This is a genomic window from Aeribacillus sp. FSL K6-1121 (genome assembly GCF_038003725.1).
In the GTDB taxonomy this organism is placed as follows: Bacteria; Bacillota; Bacilli; order Bacillales; family Aeribacillaceae; genus Aeribacillus; species Aeribacillus composti.
This window is the reverse complement of record NZ_JBBOPS010000001.1, coordinates 546,803-568,379: the sequence shown is the minus strand read 5'-3', so window position 1 is coordinate 568,379 and position 21,577 is coordinate 546,803. Positions and strand designations below refer to the sequence as shown.

The window sequence follows — 21,577 nt, the reverse complement described above, 5'->3', positions numbered from 1 at the left end:
TAAAACCTCCTTACTGAATTGTAAACAACCGAATTAGCGTATCAATAAACGGAATAATAACCAACGATATTAAAACGATTTTACCTGCGATTAACTGCTCATTTCCTTTTGTATCCATATCGATGTATATAAATAAAAGTAACGTTAAACAAACGATAGAAAAAATCGTCAACAACCGTTGTTCACCTCCACGTTCAACAAACCACGTAAATCACGCAAATGCTTTGCATGTTCGTCACGTTCTCGTTTAAGTTCCGTGAGTTTACGCTCTATTCGCCTAATTTCGTACTCAATGTCAGCAAGCGTTTGTTCTTCGTCAGCTATTAGTTGACGTAGTAATTCTCGATTCAAAAATCACCCTCCTTAATTAACCCCTTTTCAATCGCCCAAGCCAACGCTACCGCCGCCGCGTCGCTACAATCATCAGTCGCAAACTCGCCAGTGTAACCGGTCAACTCACGTACCGCACGTTCAACGTCGGATTTTTCCGCTTTGCCGTTGCCGACTACCAACCGCTTTACTTTCGATTGGCTTATCGCGGGGTGCGTAAAATTCAAACCGAATTTGTTCAGCGCTTGATCTATTGCGCCCCATGCCGAGAATACCGGATGGTTTTGACGCGACGTCCGCCCGACAAAATCCTCGCGCAAAATCTCGTCAAACTTTGCGCCATGCTTGGCGATGAATAACGTTGCCCACGCCTCGACGATTTCCGCACGCAAGCCGTGAGGCTGGCTTGACACTGTGGTAACGTGCGACACGTCGATAATTCGGGCATTGACTCGTCTGATTTCAACGAGCGCTGCGCCCGGCGATGACATGGACGTGTCGAAAGCTAATATTCGCGTCATTCCTTCACTTCCTTTTCACGCACCTCACGAATAAACTCAAATGCGTCATAATACGCCTGTTTGCGCCATTCCGGCAACCTCGATTTTAACGCTCGCTTAACATACGCCTTGATTTCGTCAAACTCTTCGTCAGTCAGCGACTTAGCACACGCCGTTTTGTAGTTGTTGAACGTGAACTTGTCGAGATCTAGTTTTGGCGGCTTACGTTCGCGAACAGCACGGTTAATGCCCGCCAGCCTATCGAACAGTTCCGCTCGATCGTCGTCAGTAATATGCAGGCAAAATGCTCGCATATCCGGCGTTTTTTCGTATTGTTCGTCGGTTACTTCCCACGCCTGCTTTGCGGCATTAACGTAGAGTATGACGTAATAATCACAATCAAACATGGCGCTGTAAGCAACGACTTGTTTAGCGTGTTTATAGTCAGGCGCAATCATCGAGTGTAAACTCGTTTTAGCTGGCGTTGTTTGCTTCGACTTGATCTCGAGGCCAACACGTATAACCTCGCCATCGTCCGTTGTATAGCGCATAATTCCGTCCGGCGCGCCGTAAAGGTAAAACCGTTCACCGCCCCACTCGACAAGATGATTCTTTTTCGCAAAGTCTTCGAACATTGGTCGTCCGTCATGCGTACGCTCAAACACGAAAGGCGGTTTATTGCCCGTGAGCCTTTCGAAATGTTTTTCGATAAACAAAATGTCGCGCTGAATAACACCACCGATCGCTGTTCCGATTCGTTGCCAACGTCCTTGATGCGGTTGTTGCTTCGTGTTATCGCGTTCAGCCCCGATCGCTTTCATATAAAGTTCGCGAGGGCAAGCGTCGGCAGCTGATGGGCTGAAATATGGCCGCTTCGGATATACCGGTTCGACTTTCGCATACCATTCGTGAATTTGCGAATCTAATTCGTTGTCCCAAACCTCTGGCAACGAGTGCCATTCGTCTAACATTGCGATTAAGTCTCCTTCAATTTGCGCTTGTAAGTTCGTCAATTGTCATCACCCGGTTTCGTAGTTTTATAGACTGTCGTTTCAATCATCACGCAACCACTCCTTTCTCTTTTCTCGCAAACCACTCGTCAACCGTCATTCCTTCTCCCCACCTTAGCGATAACTCAATGTCGGTCTTATTCGGCACATTACCGAAACGATACGTATTAATCATCACATCCTCAAATTCCGCAATATCTTCGCGAGTAATAGTGTCCGGTACTAACAAAAGCACCTCGTCGTGTATAGTCGCGAGCAATCGCCAACCTTTCCGTTTACATAGTTCATGTAGTCGCACGATCGTTGTCTTCGTTTGAATTGCGCTTGTTCCTTGAATGACGGCATTTGGTCCTTGCCGCAATGCTCTCGACACATCCGCATCATAACCAAACGTTCGCTTTTTCGCTTCTGGCAACCGCCGTTTTCGTTGTTGTTTATCCATCCAAACGAATCCATTCTTGCGACAAAACGCCTGTGTTTCGTCAATCCAACGTTTAACGTTAGCGTGTTTGCGGAAAAACTTGTCGAGGAACTTTTTCGCTTCTTCAACGGTGCAGCTAAGCTGTTGCGAAAGAGTTGTCGGCCCCGTTCCGTATAGCGCCGCAAGCACACCTGTTTTCATTGCTTTTCGCTCCGGTGTACCATCGCCGCATTCTTCGTATGGCTTCCCGTAAAAATCAGATGCCATTGAAGCGTAAACGTCGCGACCTTCGGCATAAGCGTTAAGCAATACTGGTTCTTGCGTAAAATAGGCAGCGCAACGAATCTCTTGTTGCGAAAAGTCTCCGCCTAAAATAACCCAACCTTCCGGCGCAACAAACAATTTTCTAGCAGATTTTGGCTGGTTTTGACCATTGTTATTAACCGCCGGCTCTTTATCCGGCGCTCCGGAGGTTTCCCTCATTTTCATCGGCCGGTCAATTCCGGCCCGGTGTAGACTATATCATCGACTATCTAAATAAACCCATCTATAACCGGCTGAAAACTTTCTTTCACCTCGACAAACTCTACTGATACAATTTTCATGTACACCAACTGCTTTAGCTGCTTTTCCGGCAGACTCAAATGTATTTACTAATTCCCAATCTTTTGTGTATTGCGCCACAGGTCTTCTTCTCTTTTTCTGAGCAACTTTATGAGCTGCATCAATATTGAAAGCTCCTCGTCTAATACAGTCATGAATGTTTTCCTTTCTTGTAACCCACTCCAAATTATCCGCGCGATTATTCAGCCTATTGCCATCTTTATGGTTAACATCCAAACCATCCGCATAGCCGTCACAAAACGCTCTTGCTACCATTCTGTGGACCAACGTCGTTTTTGATTTTCCGTTTATTTTTAAACTTATAGTCTTATATCCTGAGTTTATAATGTGCTGACTCAATATCTTAGGAGGATCAAAATATGTTGACCTAACACGTCCAAGATTACTAACCTCAATCCTGTCTGGTAAGCCTGGTACTTTTCTCCACTCTTCTTCCAAAACATCGACCTCCTTTCTGCTTAAAATTAACAAAGCCGGTTATGTTATTTAGATAGTCGCCCCGCTTTCGTGCCGCTTTACCACCGTCGACTTTACGTTACGGCTCCTTGCGGTAGTCGTTGCACCTTCCATGAGTTTCCTCATGGCTTGGCTCATGGTCGCCCTCGTCATTACACGTTAGGGGTTTCCATGAATTAACGGGGTACTGCACGCATAGTCGCCTATGCGCCGCCCTAAAACTTAAGGTTTACGCCATTACCTCCGCTAGAAAACCTCCCTGTCCGTGCGCCCATCGGATTGAATCGTGCGTGTAACCGTCCAGTATTCGGATGAATCAATTCTGGCAAAACGCTAATATAAGTTGAATAAAGTTTGACGAGTTCTTTGTATTCGAGAAGTTCCGCAATTACCGGAAATTTATTTTTCAACGGTTTTAACACTTTCTTTGCATCCGTTGATTCAAGCGAATGACCAACGATTTTTTCAAGCGCCGGCTTCAATTGTGACGGGCTGTTTAGATTTATGTCGCCTAGTTTCGATTTCAGCGACCGTTCCTTTTCCTCAATGTCACGCATCATTTCATTGCCATACTTTTTCGCATAGTCAACGTCAATAAGAAAGCCTGTTTGCTCCATGTCAACAATCGCGTCAAGCAACGGAACCTCAACCGTTTCGTAATAACGCAACATATTCGGAAATTTCGCCATATGATGACGTTGAAACTCATACAAACGCCAAGTCAAATGCGTGTCTTTCGCCGCGTAAACAAGCGCAACATCTAACGGTATTTCTGCGAATTTAGCGTTTTTGCCGAATAGTTCATCGAAAGTGTCCGACGGTTCACGCAAATATTTAGTCGCTAAATTTTTCAAGGCAAATGACGGTTCATTTTCGTTCAGCATCGACATTGCTGTTTGTGTATCCCATCGCAAGCCCTGCACGCGAATTCCGTGCCGAATAAACATGTGAATATCGAAAATGGCGTTATGAAGCACTTTGCCAATCGATTCGCTTTCGAGATACTCACGCAAACCTTCGAGTACGTATTCACGATCAAGCTGTTCGCCATGTGTATGCCCAATCGGAATGTATATGTGTTTGTCTGCGTTCGGAAGTGTAATAGAAATACCGACTATTTCATCAGCGAAATGATCGACGCCTGTTGTTTCGGTATCAAGCGCAATGATCGGTTCGTTCGTCAATTCGTCTAATAACGCTTGAAACTGTTCATCAGTCGTTATCAATTTGTAATTACTCGGCGTTTCTTCAACCATGCGCCGTAACGTTTCTTCGCGCTTTCGTTCCTGCAAATCTTGCCATAAACGAAGTGCCTCCGCTTTGCTAAACGCTTTAGGGCGACCGGACTTCGTTACGCAGTCTTGCGGGTTACGACCGATCAAACCGGCATCCATCGCTTCTTTAACTTCCGTTAATTTCCGCCGATCAGCTTCAGTCAATTTCATTGCGAAAATCCGCCGCCAAGCGTCAGCGAGCGATTCGCTCGCCATATTTCGCTGTTCATTCGCTTGACGTGCGCGTTCAGTTGCGTTAGAATCGATAGTAAGCGAAAGTTTCAAATTCAACGCAACCAACTCCTTTTGTATTCGTCCACAAACGTTTCGTGAAACCATTCTTCGAAGCAAGATTCGTCGCAAAAGTATTGCTCGGAGAATCGATCATAGATGGCGAGTGTGTCGTCTAGTATTGCGCCACACACGACACACTCCACGCCGTCAGTCAATGTCAACCCGGCTTTCGACTGGCGCGACGAGTTCGAATTCTGCAAACCAACCTGTACCGTCAAAAGTTACATATTCTGTATTTCCTTTATGACCGCTTATTTCGTATAGACCGCCTTTTATCAAGCGCCCACCACAACTATCGATTACACGAACAATGTCGCCTTTCTTAAATTCGCCCGGCTTGCGTCCGAGTTCAGCAAATTTTAATTCTTCGAAGTCCACTTTCTCTAATTGGTCAGGTCTAGCATAACCGTGTCCTCCATCTTTGTCGACTATTCTTATTAATTTATCGAAAGGACCTGCGCCGTGTTCGCAATTATTATCATCTACTTCGTAAACTTCTCCATCATAAAAACCGAATAACGGAAATTTGTCGCCACCACTAACTAAACGTACCTTGTCGCCCTTCTTGAACTGAGAACGCATATACTCGTCAACTTCTTCGTCTGTTATTTTTTCTAACGCCGAAGGTCGTGCGTAATCATAATCAGAACCGTCAAGTAACTCGATTCTATGAAGTCCGTCTTCGTTGAGATCGCAAGTGATCTCAACAATTTGGTTTTCCGTAATGTCGCCATAATACGTATCTCCGACAACTCTCGCGTAATCGCCAACTTTTAAACGCTCTGACTGGCGTTCGATCGCAGATAATCGTCGTTCTAACTCGGCAACTCGTTTTTCAATGTCTTTATCAGCCGTTTCTATAGCGCGGAAAAGTACGAGTTCGTCGGACCAACTGCTGTAAGTACGCTCATCATCATCGTCATCGGCGAAAACCAAATCGCCATACTCATCTTCTTCGTATAATTCGTAAAAAGCGCCTGATTCAACGCCCTCAATAGCCTCCGCAACTCCTTCGTTCTCAACTAGAACCAAATCGCCGGCACTCGCTTTCTCGCTAACTCTCTCGTAAATCTTACCGTTATATTGAACGTGGGTAATCTCACCGTAACTCATTTCGAGAACTTTCACGTTTTCTAATTTCGCCATATTATCGTCTCCCTTCGCTTAAATTTAACGCTACTAATACCGTTCATGCGCTTGCCCCTAACTCAATCCAGCGCTTTTTCGCCGTCTGCTCCGTACTCCAGTATTCGGTCAACCCCTCGCATTCGAACATAAAAGCACGATTGCCGTTAACGCCGATGATGTAGTCGCAGTCATCTTGCGTATAAGGCTGACCGTTACTCTTGCGAGCGTATACTACTAACGCATTATCGCGATCAGTCCGCACACGCAAAGTTTTCACTTGAATGCGGTAAGCCTTTCCGTTAACCGGGTCGCGCGCAAGTAAGTCATAAACCTCCGGTGCAAACGGCTTTGCCACTTCGTACCCTAGCGAAGTCATAAGCAACTTCGCTGCGGTTAGTTCGGAGACTACACCGGTTACTTGTGTGTCATGCGCCAATTAGTCCGCCTCCTCTAATTCGCGTTTCAAACGTTCGAGTTGACGTCTTTTTTCTTCAATTTGTGCTTGTTTTCGTATTCTTTTTTGACGCTCGATCTCGGCTAATTTTTCGCCAATTTCTTCCGGAGTAAAGAAGTCGGTCTTTCGCATTTCTTCGATGTCAATGTTCGGCCTATATGGGTTGCCTCCGTGAATTAATACGCGCTTACCGCTTTCGCAGGTAAAACAAAGGTAGGTATCGTATGTGCGCCCGTACTCTGCGCGTATGGATTCGACTTTAACGATTGTCTCGCCTTTTAGCGAAGCGTAATCGTAATAAATTTCGCTCATTTAACCGCCTCCTTAGAAATCGTATTCAGATTCGCTGCTACCTTCCAATCCGAGTAAACTAACATCAAACCCGAACGCTTTCAGGTCTTCGATCTGCTCTGCTTCGGTCTTCATATACAACACTTTTTCGAATAATTCCGCCGGAAACTCTTTACCGTCTGCTCTCGCGAAGTTTTCACGCTCCGTATCTGTCAGATCTTCGTCCATATCGAGAATTGGCGATAAACTAACAACTGTAGAAGTACCAGTTCCGCTTTTCGATAATTCAAAAGCGACTTTTCCGATTTTCTTTTCGTACTTATCAAGCGCTTGATAAACGACTTGCGCTTGCGCTTTCGACAAGTCGACAACGATCGGCTCGCCATTTTCGAGATTGATGAAACCGAACAGGTAACGTGGTTTCGGTTTTAACTGGCGCGCTTGCGTTTTGAGTTCTTCGGCTTCGGCATCCGATTTCGCCTTTTTCGCCTGCTCAAATAAGATGTTCGCCGCTTTTTGATAAAGATTGTCAGGCGCGACTGGCGTTGTGTTGAATACTTTAAACACGCTAGCTGCGAAATACTCCGCGCTATCGTGTTTCGATAATACGCGTACTTTCAGTGTCGTACCGCTTTTCAACGTTACCAACGCTTTGCTCGCGTCTTGTTGTTGCTCGGTTGTTGCCGACTTGGCAGCATCAGCGCCACGTTTAGAAATGTAACTCATTCGATCAACCTCCGTTTTAATTTTCGAGCGCGGAAACGGTGCACACTAACCGCCGAAATTCCCACGCCCGTCGCAAGGCGCGAACTAGCAGCCGAAACGACGGATAGCTTTAGCGTTCCGCCGCGACAATCTTACTTAACGACTGTCTTCACGCCCTCCGGCGGGCGGACGACTATTTTGCCGCCTCAACCCCGAATCTTTTCGCCGCTAGCTCAATTTTCTTAATTTCGTCCTCTACCAACGCTTTATAATCGATTGCGTCGGTTAATTTCGTTTTAATACGCTCTTTCGTGTGCGGATTGCGCGCTTTTAATAAGTTTAGCTGCGCTTCCGCAACGGCTATTTCTGCTTTGCGAAGTTCTCGTTTGTAAGCCGTCAATAATTTCGAAGCTTCTTTCGTCAGCAATTCGCGAAACATTCCGAAATACTGGTTCGCTTGCTCAGCAGGCTTTACCGTAACAACACGAACACCATCGCAAATAATTTCGAAAGTATCCGTGATATAATGCGTTTTATTGCCGTCACGTTTGGTTTCGGTTGCTTGCGAAATGACGTCGCTGACCCACGAAACAGCTACAGATTCCGAAATAATGCCAACTCGTTGGCGTATCCGTTCTTTAGCGTGGTCGGTAAGCACCAATAAACCGACCTGTTTCATTGCGTCACCTAGCGTTTTCATCTCTTGCACACCGCCTTGTTATATGTCGTGCCATAAAACGCTATATATTGCGCGATGATTTTCCTGCGCCGAATTTCACGCAAATCGATAACCTTCGCCATTTTAACGCCACTCCTTCGTTTGTTTGTCGTCGTTTCCGCAAACATAGCCTATGAAGAACGATATGAAACACGCAACTAGCGATAATAATATTTCCGTCATACAAACTTCACCGCCTTAAAGTGTTGACAAGCCGTACTAAAATGTGTTAAATTTATAACCGTGTTAAGTTTAATTTTAGTAAATTATGCGTTATAATATAGATGAGGGCATACTACGCCAATTTTATTAACGCCCTCGTTTTTAACAGTCAGATAGCGTTCGCCAAACGCTTCTGACATTCGATTCGAAAGCGTTGGATGAATCGGCGATGTCCACTTTCTGACACTTCTGGGAAAGAACACGCCAATTCTTTCGCCAGTTGAAGATCGTTTGTCTCGCCTTCACTCCACGCTTTCAGAATCGCCAATCGCCGTGGGTCGCCTTTCGCCAAAAGGGCGACCTTTTCAAATAAACCGTGATTACTTAGAGTATTCGTTTCGACGTCCGCCAAAACGTCGACAACTTCTAAGTATGTCTGATTTCCTTCGTGATCAAATAAAGGTTCGTCAAGTGAAACAACGTCTGATAATTTCCGCTTTCTTCTCGCGAGGAAGTCGTATTTTTCCTTTGTAATCACATAGGTTATAAGGCTTTTTAAACTGCCTTTGTTGCGATCGAAGTTTAATAATGCTTTTTTAATCTTCAATATACAACGACACTCAAATTCTGTTTGTTTTTCTATTTTGTGCCAGATCATTTCAGAGTGCCATTGTATTACTGGAAGAAACATTTTGCATAAAGTATTCAGCGCTTCTTCACTTCCCTCACGAAACTCTTCGACCAAAATATTCAGTTTTTCTTCATTTAACAAAATCATCACTCCTTTTTAACCTTTACACTTTATTAACCAAAATTTTTTTGGATTTTGCGACATGTTTTTTGAAACTTTTTAAAAATTTATTTCGTAAAAAGAGTGTAAAAGGTATAATTGTAGTTAATCATATGATAAACTAAATGTTCCGATTTGGCAACATTTTTTGGAGGTATTTTTATGATTTCTTACGAACCTCTGTTCAAAACATTAGAAGAGAAAAATTTAAAGCCGTCTGTTTTACGTAGCAAAGGAATTATTGACGGTAAAACAATCGCTAAAATGCGCAGAGGCGAAAGTGTTCGTCTTTCAACAATAGAAAGAATTTGTGAATTTCTTGACGTTCCAATCGAAAAGGTTGTCGAATACAGGCGTGAATGAAACTGCCTTATCACGTAATTCCTCTACTCCACATGCGTTAGCGTCTTTTTTATCGCCATAATCAACCGCACATACCCGCACATACCCGCGCATTTTCCGCTTCACCGCTTCATTCAGTTTCGCGCCTGCTTTGTCGTTATCCGCGCCAAGCACCAACGTTTCAATTGGCGACATTTTGAGGATGTCTGCTTGTTTGTCCGAAAAATTAACGCCGCCTACCGCAATTGCCGGCACGCCAGCACTCCACCACGTCAACGCATCGATCGGCGCCTCGCACAATACCGCTAATTTCTCTCGTTTCTGATAAATCAAATCGATTCCCCACACTAATTCACGAATGGGCCAACCGCCTTTTTCGTAGAAGAAAAGTTTACCGCGTACTGCTCGGTACATAACGTTTGCTAATTCGCCACGAGCCGTCCGCCATGGTATCGCTACAAATCCTTTGTGTCGACTGCGACCAACGCCTGCCAACCGTTGTGCCTGCTCGCTAATGCCGCGACTAGTCAAATACGGACTAATCGCCGGTTCAATCAGTGATTCAGGCAACGGTTCAAAACGACGCGGCAACCGCAAATTCAGATGTAATTTTAAATCGTCGCCACTTGATCGGCCATACGTCATAAGCAAATACTCTTCGGTTTCCTCGTAAGTTTCGTTGCGAAGAAACGAAAGCAGTTTGACGAAGCTTCCGCTTTTCCATTCATCGTCATACGCGCCACTATCGGACCACACACCGGCAGGATATTGGCCGTATGGTTGCAAGCGAACGAAAAATGACGGTTTTCGATCATACCGAAAAGGACTTGCAGCGATCAACTTTTCTTCCGTCCAAGTCGCACGCTCCCACTCGAACAATTCGAGTTCAGCGCGAACGTCAATTTCGATCGGTTGACTGCGTACTTCAATCGTTGGCATATGCTTACCCTCCCCGCCTAAAATTCGAATTGACCGGCGACTGCTTCGCCCGTTTCCGGTTCTCTCACGATACCGTATTGCGGAATATACAAAATTTCCTGCGTTTCGCCTTCACCGCCATCACGTCCTTTATTCAGCCCGATCAGTCCGCGTCCTTGTTTATAATCTGTGTCAACGGCAATCAAAAGGTACGCATCCTCCAACAATTGCTTTGTTTTCTTCACGTCCTCGCGATCAGGTAATTTCAACTCGCGATTGCCGTCATCATCCCGGCTTTCTTTCGTCTCTTCCGCTTGGGTTATAGCGAAGATAACAGACTGTGTCCGCCCTGCTAAATGACGCAATTTCATCGATGTTGCCGCTGCGTCGCCGCCCGCTGTTTTCGACGTGTTGCGCTCGTATTGCAGGTAGTAAAACGGATCCAGTACGACAACATCGGCATTTGTTGCGAGAATGTCCGCTTCAAGTGACCGCAAATTTCTAAATTGGAAATCTTCGTCATCTATCGCACGAACAATTATGTTGCCGGAAATTTGTTCGTTTACGCCGTCAAGAAAAAATTTAAATGCGGTTTCAAATTCATGAGGAAGCTTACCGTTTCGCAATGCGCTAGAATCGAATCCTGCGTTCATGTCCACGCCATCAATATTGGCGGTTGTAATACCTTGCCGACCACTCAAGCTGACGAATATACGTACCCAAACTTCAAACCAACCCATTTCCATTGCCCAAATCAACACATTCGCGCCTTGCAATGCCGCTTCAATCGCTTCTTCAAGCGTAATAATCGACTTACCTCGCCCGCTTTTTCCGTAAACAACATAAACGTTTCCGCTAATATATCCGCCAACACTCCGATTGATAAAGTCGAATTTCGACTTCCAAATACGGAATGATTCGCCTGATTTCCGACGCTCGTATTCCGCAAGAAACTGACTTTTGACGTTGTTCAAGTCCGTTCCGAACGATTTACGAACATCTGTTCTTATTTTAATCAATTCGACATTTTTCTGCAAGTCCTCTAGTAAAATTTTCCCGCGTTCGCCTGAATTAAATTTTTCGGCAAATTTCGACAAATAGCGATCGAGCGCAACTTTTGCGGCTTTATCTTTTATTTCCCTCGCCAAGAACTCATAGCTGTCCTCGACGCCCGGCATCGGCACGAACGAAGGACATTCCGCAGCTACTACCTCGAACGACGGCGTTCGGCCGCCGTTTTGTTCCGCGTAATTGACGATAAAACGATAAACCTCCCGTTCGCCTTCCGTTGCGAAGTCGTCCTCGGTAATGTTGTAGCGTTTAAGGGCAGTAACGTTGTTATCGTCAATTATTTTTGAAAAAAGTATATGCGAGTAACTCAATCGGTATCAACCTCCTTTACTCCAACATAAGAATGTGTATTAATCTTCTTCTTTTTCTACTTTTTCTACAATCATTTTTTCAATTTGTGGTTCATCAATTTCTTTTGAACAGTGCCAACAAATAGAAACATAGCCATTTTCAGAATCCCAAGCCATTTGTTCAGCTTCTTCTTTGTTATTTGCTTCAAATTCTCCAATATATTTCGTTCCTGTCACAATTCCATAAACTTTGTATTTTGGCATAAAACTCATCCTTTCTTATTCCAAAGTTTTTCATACCGTTCAACCTTTTCTGCCTGTTCAATAAGCCAATCTAAAGCATCAAGATTTTTATAAAGATAAACAAATGTTGCCTGATAATGTCGTTCTTTTCCGCTATCAGTATCGATAACTAGCTTTCTTAAATCTTCTAAAAAATTTTTATTGTTCATTCCTCTCCCTCCAACAATTCCGGGTTTTCGTATACGTTGCCGATGACTTCAAAAATGATATTGGTGTTCCAAAATAGTGGTTCTATCTTTTTCCCTCTTATTCCAGCCCCTTCAAGGTTGATCCATCTATGGCAAAAAGTAGGAGAATGGTATTCAACAACACTTTTCAATATTCCTTTTTGAATACCAAGTTCTAAGATATCACCTTCATAAATCTCCCGACCGTTCTTGTCTTTTAAGCCTGTGTATTGCATAACCTCTAGTTCTTTACCGTTTTTTTCGATCGCAAGACTTAATTGGCAGGATTGAATAAACTGATTTTTACCAATAAAACATTTGTCAAACCATCCCCTTTCATTTGGATAAACCATTTTATTTAATTGATTGCTCCACACACGAAACTTAATCTCGTTCATTCCGCCACCTCCGCTAATTTCCGTAACTTCTCTTTTACACGCAATATCCTTTCCGCATATTCAGCATCACCAAACGTTTCGTAAAGCCGCGTGTAATCGTTCATTTCGTCTAGCAATCTATCGATTTCCTCGTTCCGTTCCCGCCTTTTCCTCGCTCGCTCGATTTCCGGTCGCGGTTTCGGTTTGTTGTTTTCGGAATGTTCCCAAAAAAGGTAATACACGCTACCCCCTCCGTTTCCCCCTTTTACTTTCGCCCTCAAAATGTAATTGCACGCACATATCACGCATACGATCGTAAAGCCTTTCGTCAAATATTCGAACCATATCCTCGATCGGCAAGTTTGACGTATAAACCGTCGGCAGTCCGTTTGTAACACGGTAATTAATAATAGCGTGTAAATCGCCGCGAAAGCCTTCCGTTGCCTGCCTAACACCAATATCGTCAAGCACGGCAAACGGTGCTTGCTTCGCTGCTTGCAATTGACGATAATATTCACGGCTTGCACGCTCGGCAATGTCTTCCGGCACATGTGATCGGTTAAACTCGTTGTACAACGTTTGCCATTCGTTCACGTCCAAAAAGTACGCAGGCATTTGTAACGGCTGGCGACCACGTTTCAAACTGCCGAGATAATGTGCGACAAGCCAATCGTTCAGTAAAGCAACAGCCGTCGTTGTTTTGCCAGTGCCGGGCGAATTAGACCACATATAGACCGACTTAATTCGATCACCATTTTCGTCAAACTGTCGCCCAAATGTCGCTGCGTATTTGTCGAGCATTTCGTAAATTTTCGGCTGGCTTGCGCGTACTGGCGAGTTTGTGAGCGTCACTAGCCTGTAGTCGCTTGGCACTCCCGCCAAGCCAACACGACCGCCTTTTGCGTTCATTCCGTGCAAAGCGATAAAGTGCGGGCAGTGATTGTTACATGCCGAACCACCTGCCAGTTGGCAACGGTACGCGAGTAAACAATGTTTTTCGTTCGTCAAAGTATCGAGCCTCCCTCCGTATTATTCCGTTTCCGCCACCTCTTCGCGACTATCGTCAATGATTTTAAAATTTTCTCGGTATTTAGCGACTGTGCTTGCGGCAATCTTATCCCTATCCAACGAAATATTTTCAGTCACCGTATATCTTTCGCCAGTTTGGTAATGAATCACATCCCCGACCCGCACTTCCGTAGGCTGCGGCGCGTTCAAATATTCGTCTGGCACTTCGAGATTTAACGCTCGGCGCAATGCGATAGATTTACCGATATGAACGTTGAAGCAGTCGTCCGGGCGACATTTGGCGATACCGCGAGCACGAACTTTTCCTGATTGAATACCGCGAAGTAGAGCAACTACCGTTCGTTTTTCACGGTTTACAACAAAGTCTGCAAAACAAGTGTAGTTTCCTTTTAAAACTTCATATAAACCGTCGTCGTCTTTTAATTCGTCAATATCACGCTTTGCTCGCTCAACAATTTCGTCGCGACGTTGTTGTTGATACTGCTCCCTGCCACTCCCTTCAATTCTTTCGTCAAAACGTCCTTGTTCGTAACCTTCCTTATAGGCGCGTAAACGTAATGCCCGTATCGATTCTTCGACGTGTTTGATTAGATCACCGTATTCCATATCGTTAAAGTCGACGAATCGTTTTGTTATTTTTAAGCCCCGCTCACCGATCAGAAACTTTTCGCCTGACTTCGCCTTAATGACGTAAATCAACTCTGCTCCATTCTCATGCTTTCCTCTCGCGAGAACATCGACTATTTCTTCGGTTAATTCGTCTGAACGGTCGAATTTCCCTTTTAAGCTAAAACTAGAATTGGCAACCGCGTCGGGATGACCTGCCGCGTTAGCAAAACCTTCATATTCCAAATAAACAGCGCCATCATCAATTACCTCCGCTTTGATTCCTAACCCTTCTAAATTAACGATTTCAAATTTATTCATTATAACCATTCCTCCAATTCTTCGTAATTAATTTCGTTTGCTTTCCGTCGACTTTCCGCTACAACTTCCGCTTGTGCCTGTGTGAAATATCGGTCCATGTACGAGTACATAAACGTCCATGTTGGGTACGGAAATTGATCGGGCTTTGTCGTCCGATACTCGCGCCAGCAAATGTCGATGAACTGTTTCAGTACCGCGTTGCCATATCGTTCTTGCGCCTGTTTCAACATACCGCGTTCGCGCGACCATCGTTGCTGTTTCGAACCACTACCGCCCGGCAAGTATTCAACGCCGTATCGTTCGAGAGTGTTGTCGCCAATGTACGCAAGAAACGTGTTTGCGTTCCAATCTTCGATTGACCGTGCTTGCCAGTCGTATTGCGATGGTTTGGTCGGTTTTTTAGTCGCCATTTTCAAGCACCTCCTCTAACGTCTTTTTCGCTTCATGCGGACTAATCGTCTCAATGTCGGCAATAGCTTCGATTATAGCCTCGCGTAATCTCTCCACCTCCGCAACTAATTTCGGCACATCTTCGCGGGCGTGTGCGATAAATTCTGCATCTGAATACCGAATAACTCCGCTATCATCCGAGATTATTTTCGTTTCAAAGTCGCAAACAATTTCGATTCCCGTAGCGAATGTTTTGACCCACGGTCCCGGCGACGCTTTCTCCGCTCGCTCGCTAATTGCCACGAGTTCTTCGTTTGTTAAACGCATTTTATCGCCTTCCTTTCGCTTAAAATTAGCGTGAAATTAGCGTGTTTTATACTTCCGAATAGAAAACCATTAGGTACGGATAAAATCGTCTGTATCGCGCCGATAAACGCCTTAAAACGTGTGTTAGCCGTTAACACATTCGATCTAAAGCGTCGGCGGCGGCGCGCGACAGTTTCACTTTTTCCATCTTTGTAATACCTCCTATAAAAATTTTTATTTATTAATCTTATCTGCGACCATGTATGAGTTTACGAATACATGGCGCAAAGTATTTATTCTTTTTAAGTAATTCTTTTTAATATATATTCTTTTTCATTAACGCTTCTGTAGATAATAAACTACAGAAGTGAAGATTGTATCTTCACGCAAGTAGTTTAATTCCTTTTTCCTTTCCTAAAATCTTTCCGATATTTTTATATTTTCGCACAACTTCGGTCAACTTCCGGCGTATATCCGCTTCCCTCTCTCGGAACTTTTCACGTTCTAATGGGTCGTGAACAACGTATATAATCTTGTCTTTACCGCGACCTATCGGCTTGTGTTCGATCGTCACTAATTCGGCTGCTTCGAGTATTGCGTCGAGTATCGGCAATGTTGAGTACGATAGTTGGAATTTCTCGGTAACGGATGCTCGACCTTTCCACGCTCGACCTTCATCATTGTTACGGTAACGCAAAAGGTAGAGGTAATATAACGTCGCTTTGTCGCCAATGTACGGGTGGTACAGATCGAACAATTCGTGGTATAGTAGCGAGAATCCTGACCGAGTGTGTCCAGTGCGAATGTATGCGGTGTGCAAATTAGTATCACCTCCGTATCAATAGCTTTTATTTTCACGCTTGTAGATTATTAGGTAGTTGAGAGCCGCCTTCCACTTTATTAACCAAAACCGGACGCAAAATTGCGACATTTTTGCGAAAAAAAATAAAAAAGCCCACGCATTTTTGCGTGAGCACTTATTCTTCATTCTGTCCAATCTAAAATTACTGCTTTTTTACATCTCGGACAATTAAAGTCCTCAGCGTCCGTTAGTACGGTTACTCTCTTCTTACATACCGGGCACTCGACTTGCTGACGACGAAACGCTCCTAGAAACATTCCACCTCCCATTAATATCGCGCCAATACCGAACGGAATACCGATAATGGTTAGGCATAACACACCGCCAAGCAACGCAATTACAGCGCCAGCCAAACCGATAAAAAACCGCGTAATTGTTCCGAATATGCCTGCACGTGTTTTCTTCCGCTTGACCTTCATCCGCATGACATTATCTGTTATAATCTCCGCCATTGCAACACGTCCTTTTTTGTTTTTTATTATAACGGACATAGCGAAATTTTACAACGACACGCGGCGGTGGTATACTATATGTCGGAATGACGCCGGAAAATTTATCGGAATTCCGACGAACAATTCACCGGAATGGTGACACACAATTCACCGCACAAACCCCGTCATATCAACGTTTAAGAAGCGCGATGCTCCAATCTCAATTTATCTGCCACCATTGCGATGAATTCTGAGTTCGTCGGTTTGGCTTTTGACATGCTGACTGTGTAGCCAAACAGCGATGAGATAGATTCAATGTTGCCGCGGCTCCATGCTACTTCAATAGCATGGCGGATAGCACGTTCCACACGGCTTGCCGTTGTGTTAAATTTTTTCGCAATATCTGGATAAAGCACTTTTGTAATCGATCCTAACAGCTCGATATCATTATAAACCATGGAAATCGCTTCTCTTAAATATAAATATCCTTTGATGTGCGCAGGAACCCCGATTTCATGAATAATGCTTGTAATACTAGCGTCTAGATTGTCATTTTTATTTTCAGAAACAGCAGAGCCAGATTTATGTAAAGATATATTTTTCATTAAAGGTGAAGGTTTTCCACTCACTTGACGAATATTTCCAGCCAGCTGTTCCATGTCGAACGGTTTTAAAATAAAATAAGCAGCCCCTAGGTCGACCGCTTTTTTCGTTACATCCTCCTGGCCAAAAGCAGTTAACATGATCACGTTCGGTTTTTTCGCTTTGTTTAGCTCCTTGAGCTTTTGCAGCACTGCTAAACCATCTAAATGGGGCATTATAATATCCAATACAAGAACGTCCGGGCTTTTTTCATTTAAAATATTTAAACATTCCTGACCATTGTAAGCAACACCGATCACTTCCATATCTTCTTGGCTGGATAAATATTCATCCAAAAGGGCAACAAGCTCTCGGTTATCATCAACAATACATACTTTAATTTTTTCCACACGCACTCCTCCCAATCCTCTTTACAAAATTATACATTGTTTGATCTACAAGATATTTTCGACAACTTTACAAATAATCCTTTTCCTTTTTTAAAAAAAAGTGAAAAAATATGTGTTTTTTCAAAGTTCTTCTTTTTTCTTCCTATTTATTATGAATAAAGTCTTAGATTTCAACCAAATTTCTCCTCTAACAAACATAAACAGCGTTTTTGTAATAAATATGTATGTCGAATTAAATAAGTTTATACATAAATTTTCGCTTGATTCAGCCAGTACACTTCCCTTGCTTTTAAAGCAAACAGCCCACTTCACAAAATTCCTTTATGTGAACGTGACGTTTTTCGCAAAAGGATTTATTTAAGAACGCTGCATCATGTAATAAGAAAAAGCGAGTGCGTTAACTCGCTTTTTGCTGCTTTTCGTCCATACTAATCCCTGCGTCTTGCAGCATCCATTCAATGTGAACACCGTAACCAGATGTCGGATCATTGACAAATACATGAGTCACAGCGCCAACCAGCTTTCCATCTTGAATGATTGGACTGCCGCTCATTCCTTGAACAATGCCTCCTGTTTTCTTAAGCAATTCCTTATCTGTCACTTTTATGACCATACCTTTTGTTGCAGGAAACTTTTGATTAACGGTACTGACAATTTCTACATCAAATGCTTCCACTTTATTTTGATCTACCACTGTTAAAATTTGTGCAGGACCTTCTTTCACTTGATGTGAAAAAGCAACTGGTATCGGTTTGTCCATAATTCCGTTTTTCACTTCTTGATTCAGCCTGCCAAATATGCCGAATGGACTGTTTTTTGAAATAGAGCCGATCACTTCATGTTTTTCTGAAAATCTTGCTAATTTTTCACCTGGACTTCCGCCTCTTCCTTTTTCAATCGACGTTACCGTAGACCGGACAATTTTTCCGTTTTCAACCACAATCGGTTTTTTTGTATCCATATCTGATATAACGTGCCCAAGAGCACCGTATTTTTTTGATTTCGGATCATAAAACGTCATCGTTCCAATGCCTGCTGCAGAATCCCGTATATAGAGACCGATACGATACGTTTTGTCACTTTTGTCTTTGACTGGTGTCAATTTCGTGTTGAGAACTTTGTTGTTGCGTTTTACTTCGATCGCTAAAGGGCGGCCTGTTCTTCCTGCTTCTTGTATAAATGGAATAATATCACTCATTTTTTCTATTTTTGTCCCATTAATTTTTGTTATCATATCGCCGACTTCTACACCTGCCGATTCACCCGGTGATTTTTTTCCGGCTTCAGTTTCAATTTGGTGAAAGCCGACTACTAAAACACCAAGTGTATTTAACTTAACACCGATCGATTGGCCTCCAGGAATTACCTTTAATTCCGGGAGAACTTTGACATTCACGTTTTTAACCGGCATGCCTTTTATTTCATAGAGAATTTGTCCATCTCCAGATTTCGTGCCTTTTAGCTGCAATTCGTCCCCGCTTTCCGACACTTTTAAAGCGTTTTGAACATCCTGAACTTGAGCTTGAGCTGGAATAACATTTTTTTCTATTGTATAAACGTCATTTTCAAAAATGGTGATTGTTTTCGGAATGTGTAAATATTGTCGCACCTCTTTTGAAAAGCCTAAACTGATTAAAGAAACAAGGAGAATCGTACCAATTATTTTTCTGATGTATTCTAAAGTCATTTCTTCACTCTCCTCGCTCCTAACCCACACCATATGACTATTTCACATGGCTACATCTAATAATTTTTCCTTGAGCGAGGTCATTTATAACTTTTTCTTAAAGAAATTATTTCCGCTAGGAGGATTTCACCGATATAGCCAGATCCAACAGCTCTTTTGCATGCTGCTTCGACAATTCCGTCACTTCTGCTCCAGCAATCATCCGGCCGATTTCTGCAATTTTTTCTTTTTCAGAAAGCGGAAGAACCTTTGTTTTCGTTCTTCCCTCTTTGCTTACTTCCTTAGCAATTAATAGATGGTTGTCAGCCATCGCTGCAACTTGAGGAAGATGCGTGATGCATAGCACTTGAGAGTTAATCGACACCTGATAAATTTTTTCTCCGATCGCTTGGGCGACACGGCCGCTTACACCAGTATCCACCTCGTCAAATATGATGGAAGTAATTCCTTGATGCTTGGAAAAAATCGTTTTTAAGGCAAGCATGATTCTTGATAATTCCCCGCCGGAAGCAATTTTCGCAAGAGGCTTAAGAGGTTCGCCTGGATTGGTGGAAATGTAAAATTCCACAAAATCCATGCCGTCACTTCCAAATTTCGCTGGAATTCCATCGATCAAAGCGGAATCTTGGGCCTCTTTCTGCGAAAATTGAACCTTAAATGTAGTTTTATCCATGTACAGCTGTTTTAATTCAGATGTGATTTGAGCAGTTAGCTTGTTTGCATATTTTTTTCTTATTGCCGTTAAATGTTGGGATTTTGTCAGCAGTTCTTCGACGACAGATTTAAGCTCATTTCTAAGCGTTTGAATATGGCTATCACGGTTTTCAATCGTATCGATCTCTTTTTCAATTTCATCTCTATATTGCAAAATGTCTTTGATTGTTTGCCCGTACTTTCGTTTTAACCGATGAATGACATGGAGACGATCCTCTATCATATTTAACCGATCAGGATTAAATTCCATGCGTTCTAATTCATTTCTAAGCTGAAACGTTAAATCCTCTACAACGTAAAAACTGTTCGACAGCGTTTCGGACATTTCTTTTAACTGTTTATTAAATTCTGCTGCTTCTTCTAAATGATTCATGGCAAGTCGTAAAAAATCAAGCCCGCGCTGCTCTCCCTGCAGCGATTCATAGCTATTTTTCAAGGCTTCATAAATTTTTTCAAAATTTAACATTTCCTGCCGTTCTTCCTGAAGCTTTATATCTTCATCCATTTTTAAATCGGCATCGTCAATTTCCTTTAATTGAAACTTCAATAAATCCAATCGATGCGCCATCTGCTGCTCATTTTCTGAAAGGGCTTTTAACCGCTTTGTTAAGTCCGCGTATTTTTTATAAAGCTTTACGTATGCATCCTTTGCTTTTTTCACTTCTTCGCCGCCATATTCGTCGAGAAGATGAAGATGCTTTTGCTCGTCCATCAGCTCTTGATGATCGTGCTGTCCGTGTATATCGACTAATGTGCTCCCAATATCCCGGAGAATTCCGATTGTGACAAGCTTTCCATTAATTCTGCAAATGCTTTTTCCGTTAGCGGAGATATTCCGGTTTAAAACAATCATGCCTTCACTAGCATCTATTCCTAATTCATGGCACTTTTTCAAGCACGGATGGTCCTCTTCTTCCAATATAAACAACCCTTCCAATTCAGCGCGCTTTTCACCGGCTCGGACAAATTCAGAAGAACCGCGTCCTCCTACAAGAAGAGATATAGCATCAATAATGATCGATTTCCCAGCACCCGTTTCTCCCGTCAGCACTGTCAGCCCTTTTTCAAAAGAAAGAGATAGGGATTCAATAATGGCAAAATTTTTAATCGACAATTCCGCTAACATCGCATTTTCACCCCAAACTTGTTAAAGCATGTCCAAAAATTTTTCCGTCAACGTTTTGGTGTCTTCATTCTTCCTGCATATAATTAAAATCGTGTCATCGCCGCAAATTGTCCCTAATATTTCTTCCCAGTCCAAATTATCAATTAATGCACCAATTGCATGAGCATTTCCCGGCATTGTTTTCATCACAAGCAAATGTCCGGCAGAATCGATTTTAACAAATGCATCCATCAATGCTCTTTTCAGCTTTTGATGGGGATTGAAGCGCTGATCTGCGGGCAGGCTGTATTTATAACGTCCATCAGATGTCGGAACCTTCACTAAATGGAGCTCTTTGATGTCGCGGGATACGGTTGCTTGGGTGACATTAAAACCTAAATTTTTCAGCATTTCTACTAGTTCATCCTGCGTTTCGATTTCGTAATTTGTGACAAGCTCTCTAATTTTAATAAGACGCTGTCCTTTTGTCATTAGCGACCACCCCTATT

General features: G+C 43.2%; 30 protein-coding genes. 1 reads left to right on the top strand and 29 read right to left on the bottom strand.

Annotated elements, in window-relative coordinates; translation table 11 throughout:
• Positions 1–10 precede the first annotated feature (10 nt).
• From NSQ61_RS02895 to NSQ61_RS02835, 13 genes are all read right to left on the bottom strand, one after another.
• A complete protein-coding gene (locus tag NSQ61_RS02895) occupies positions 11–175 on the bottom strand; it encodes a hypothetical protein (RefSeq protein WP_340805886.1) in 165 nt (54 codons plus the stop codon).
• Positions 169–351 (bottom strand): hypothetical protein, encoded by a 183-nt coding sequence (locus tag NSQ61_RS02890; RefSeq protein ID WP_340805884.1) that lies wholly within the window; start codon positions 349–351, stop codon positions 169–171. The genes NSQ61_RS02895 and NSQ61_RS02890 overlap by 7 nt, the downstream gene beginning before the upstream one ends.
• On the bottom strand, positions 348–851 hold the full coding sequence (locus NSQ61_RS02885; RefSeq protein WP_340805882.1) for a crossover junction endodeoxyribonuclease RuvC: 504 nt from the start codon (positions 849–851) through the stop codon (positions 348–350). Before NSQ61_RS02885 ends, NSQ61_RS02890 begins: the two co-directional genes overlap by 4 nt.
• Positions 848–1,801, bottom strand: coding sequence for a hypothetical protein (locus NSQ61_RS02880; RefSeq protein WP_340805880.1), 954 nt, complete (start codon positions 1,799–1,801; stop codon positions 848–850). Before NSQ61_RS02880 ends, NSQ61_RS02885 begins: the two co-directional genes overlap by 4 nt.
• 88 nt (positions 1,802–1,889) lie before the next feature.
• Positions 1,890–2,750, bottom strand: a complete 861-nt coding sequence (locus tag NSQ61_RS02875; RefSeq protein WP_340805878.1) for a DNA polymerase A family protein — start codon at positions 2,748–2,750, stop codon at positions 1,890–1,892.
• A gap of 33 nt (positions 2,751–2,783) precedes the next feature.
• Complete coding sequence (locus NSQ61_RS02870) at positions 2,784–3,323, bottom strand: HNH endonuclease (protein ID WP_340805876.1); 540 nt, start codon at positions 3,321–3,323, stop codon at positions 2,784–2,786.
• Positions 3,324–3,556: 233 nt separating this feature from the next.
• Complete coding sequence (locus NSQ61_RS02865; protein WP_340805875.1) at positions 3,557–4,906, bottom strand: DNA polymerase; 1,350 nt, start codon at positions 4,904–4,906, stop codon at positions 3,557–3,559.
• A gap of 150 nt (positions 4,907–5,056) precedes the next feature.
• Positions 5,057–6,055, bottom strand: a complete 999-nt coding sequence (locus NSQ61_RS02860) for a hypothetical protein (protein WP_340805873.1) — start codon at positions 6,053–6,055, stop codon at positions 5,057–5,059.
• A 43-nt stretch (positions 6,056–6,098) separates the two neighbouring features.
• Entirely contained in the window at positions 6,099–6,473 is a 375-nt protein-coding gene (locus NSQ61_RS02855; protein WP_340805871.1) for a hypothetical protein, read from the bottom strand.
• Complete coding sequence (locus NSQ61_RS02850; protein WP_340805869.1) at positions 6,474–6,803, bottom strand: hypothetical protein; 330 nt, start codon at positions 6,801–6,803, stop codon at positions 6,474–6,476.
• A 12-nt stretch (positions 6,804–6,815) separates the two neighbouring features.
• Positions 6,816–7,508 (bottom strand): hypothetical protein, encoded by a 693-nt coding sequence (locus NSQ61_RS02845; protein ID WP_340805867.1) that lies wholly within the window; start codon positions 7,506–7,508, stop codon positions 6,816–6,818.
• A 172-nt stretch (positions 7,509–7,680) separates the two neighbouring features.
• Positions 7,681–8,187, bottom strand: a complete 507-nt coding sequence (locus NSQ61_RS02840) for a hypothetical protein (protein WP_340805865.1) — start codon at positions 8,185–8,187, stop codon at positions 7,681–7,683.
• Positions 8,188–8,536: 349 nt separating this feature from the next.
• Complete coding sequence (locus NSQ61_RS02835; protein WP_340805863.1) at positions 8,537–9,139, bottom strand: hypothetical protein; 603 nt, start codon at positions 9,137–9,139, stop codon at positions 8,537–8,539.
• Positions 9,140–9,319: 180 nt separating this feature from the next.
• Between NSQ61_RS02835 and NSQ61_RS02830 the strand changes: the two genes are divergently transcribed.
• On the top strand, positions 9,320–9,520 hold the full coding sequence (locus NSQ61_RS02830; protein ID WP_340805861.1) for a helix-turn-helix domain-containing protein: 201 nt from the start codon (positions 9,320–9,322) through the stop codon (positions 9,518–9,520).
• On the opposite strand, the gene NSQ61_RS02825 is transcribed toward NSQ61_RS02830, so the two are convergent.
• The 16 genes from NSQ61_RS02825 to ahrC form a co-directional block, all read right to left on the bottom strand.
• A complete protein-coding gene (locus NSQ61_RS02825) occupies positions 9,449–10,438 on the bottom strand; it encodes a toprim domain-containing protein (RefSeq protein ID WP_340805858.1) in 990 nt (329 codons plus the stop codon). The two genes, NSQ61_RS02830 and NSQ61_RS02825, sit on opposite strands and share 72 nt — an antisense overlap.
• A gap of 17 nt (positions 10,439–10,455) precedes the next feature.
• Positions 10,456–11,799 carry a DnaB-like helicase C-terminal domain-containing protein gene (locus NSQ61_RS02820; RefSeq protein WP_340805857.1) on the bottom strand — a complete coding sequence of 448 codons (1,344 nt, stop codon included), beginning with the start codon at positions 11,797–11,799 and terminating at the stop codon, positions 10,456–10,458.
• Between the two features lie 39 nt (positions 11,800–11,838).
• Complete coding sequence (locus NSQ61_RS02815) at positions 11,839–12,042, bottom strand: hypothetical protein (RefSeq protein ID WP_340805856.1); 204 nt, start codon at positions 12,040–12,042, stop codon at positions 11,839–11,841.
• 5 nt (positions 12,043–12,047) lie between these two features.
• A complete protein-coding gene (locus tag NSQ61_RS02810) occupies positions 12,048–12,230 on the bottom strand; it encodes a hypothetical protein (protein WP_340805855.1) in 183 nt (60 codons plus the stop codon).
• The gene (locus NSQ61_RS02805; protein ID WP_340805854.1) at positions 12,227–12,646 is read right to left on the bottom strand and encodes a YopX family protein; all 420 of its coding nucleotides are present in this window, start codon (positions 12,644–12,646) and stop codon (positions 12,227–12,229) included. The genes NSQ61_RS02810 and NSQ61_RS02805 overlap by 4 nt, the downstream gene beginning before the upstream one ends.
• Positions 12,643–12,867 (bottom strand): hypothetical protein, encoded by a 225-nt coding sequence (locus tag NSQ61_RS02800; protein WP_340805853.1) that lies wholly within the window; start codon positions 12,865–12,867, stop codon positions 12,643–12,645. The genes NSQ61_RS02805 and NSQ61_RS02800 overlap by 4 nt, the downstream gene beginning before the upstream one ends.
• Position 12,868: 1 nt before the next feature.
• Entirely contained in the window at positions 12,869–13,633 is a 765-nt protein-coding gene (locus tag NSQ61_RS02795) for a DNA replication protein (RefSeq protein ID WP_340805852.1), read from the bottom strand.
• A gap of 21 nt (positions 13,634–13,654) precedes the next feature.
• Entirely contained in the window at positions 13,655–14,581 is a 927-nt protein-coding gene (locus NSQ61_RS02790) for a hypothetical protein (RefSeq protein ID WP_340805851.1), read from the bottom strand.
• Positions 14,581–14,997, bottom strand: a complete 417-nt coding sequence (locus NSQ61_RS02785; protein WP_340805850.1) for a hypothetical protein — start codon at positions 14,995–14,997, stop codon at positions 14,581–14,583. Before NSQ61_RS02785 ends, NSQ61_RS02790 begins: the two co-directional genes overlap by 1 nt.
• Positions 14,981–15,298, bottom strand: a complete 318-nt coding sequence (locus tag NSQ61_RS02780; RefSeq protein ID WP_340805849.1) for a hypothetical protein — start codon at positions 15,296–15,298, stop codon at positions 14,981–14,983. Before NSQ61_RS02780 ends, NSQ61_RS02785 begins: the two co-directional genes overlap by 17 nt.
• A gap of 361 nt (positions 15,299–15,659) precedes the next feature.
• Complete coding sequence (locus tag NSQ61_RS02775; RefSeq protein ID WP_340805847.1) at positions 15,660–16,097, bottom strand: hypothetical protein; 438 nt, start codon at positions 16,095–16,097, stop codon at positions 15,660–15,662.
• 164 nt (positions 16,098–16,261) lie between these two features.
• The gene (locus NSQ61_RS02770) at positions 16,262–16,591 is read right to left on the bottom strand and encodes a YccF domain-containing protein (RefSeq protein WP_340805845.1); all 330 of its coding nucleotides are present in this window, start codon (positions 16,589–16,591) and stop codon (positions 16,262–16,264) included.
• Positions 16,592–16,767: 176 nt separating this feature from the next.
• Positions 16,768–17,562, bottom strand: coding sequence for a sporulation transcription factor Spo0A (gene spo0A, locus NSQ61_RS02765; protein WP_340805843.1), 795 nt, complete (start codon positions 17,560–17,562; stop codon positions 16,768–16,770).
• 397 nt (positions 17,563–17,959) lie between these two features.
• Complete coding sequence (gene spoIVB, locus NSQ61_RS02760; RefSeq protein WP_340805840.1) at positions 17,960–19,249, bottom strand: SpoIVB peptidase; 1,290 nt, start codon at positions 19,247–19,249, stop codon at positions 17,960–17,962.
• A 115-nt stretch (positions 19,250–19,364) separates the two neighbouring features.
• Positions 19,365–21,089: a DNA repair protein RecN gene (recN, locus tag NSQ61_RS02755; RefSeq protein ID WP_311066313.1), complete on the bottom strand. Its 1,725-nt coding sequence runs from the start codon at positions 21,087–21,089 to the stop codon at positions 19,365–19,367.
• A 21-nt stretch (positions 21,090–21,110) separates the two neighbouring features.
• Positions 21,111–21,560: a transcriptional regulator AhrC/ArgR gene (gene ahrC / locus NSQ61_RS02750; protein ID WP_063388132.1), complete on the bottom strand. Its 450-nt coding sequence runs from the start codon at positions 21,558–21,560 to the stop codon at positions 21,111–21,113.
• Between the last annotated feature and the right edge of the window lie 17 nt (positions 21,561–21,577).